We start from the raw sequence: 588 nt of genomic DNA, 5'->3' as shown, positions 1-588 counted from the left end.
GCATCTGTGGTAAAACCACTAAAATGGATTTTTCATTCTCAAAAACAACACTATTAATCCCACTAATAACTCTTTTTTCACCTCTACCTGCATTTTTATTCATCTCTTACCTCTACAAACTTAGCTTGTTTTTTAAATTCTTTTTGCTTTCATTTTTGTCTTGATAAACATCGCCATTAGCTAAAAAATTGCTCTCGATTTCGCTGAAAATAGCCTTAGAAACTTCATTAACTTCGGTTAATAAATTTTGTTTTTCTTTTATGCTCGCACCCTTCGATCAACTTCGCATATATTTAAAACTATGGTCCTTAGTATCTATTCCTAATTCTTTACCTACCACATACGCTGTCATCTCAGCTTGTAGCTCGCAACTAGGTCTTTCTAAATCTCTTAAACTATGTTTTAACTTCACGTGTGCATATTCATGTAATAAGGTTTTTAAATTTTGTAAATCAGAGTTTAACTCATTCAAATATATTTTTACATTATCTTTATCATCTAAAGACGACATTCCCTTAACCTGACCTAAAGTCTCATTTTCTCTTATCACAGCATCATTATTTTTGATAATTGTCTCTTTTACTAATT

The 588-nt window shown here is 30.6% G+C and carries 1 protein-coding gene; it reads right to left on the bottom strand.

Translation table 4 applies throughout. The features are described from left to right. Positions 1 to 112 precede the first annotated feature (112 nt). Positions 113 to 588: ImmA/IrrE family metallo-endopeptidase (locus N1F73_RS03845; RefSeq protein ID WP_260360173.1), on the bottom strand; the 476-nt coding region annotated here is incomplete at its 5' end.

It is taken from the genome of Mycoplasma sp. HS2188, from assembly GCF_025209835.1.
In the GTDB taxonomy this organism is placed as follows: domain Bacteria; phylum Bacillota_I; class Bacilli_A; order Mycoplasmatales; family Metamycoplasmataceae; genus Mycoplasmopsis.
This window is presented reverse-complemented; position numbering and strand designations above follow the sequence as displayed.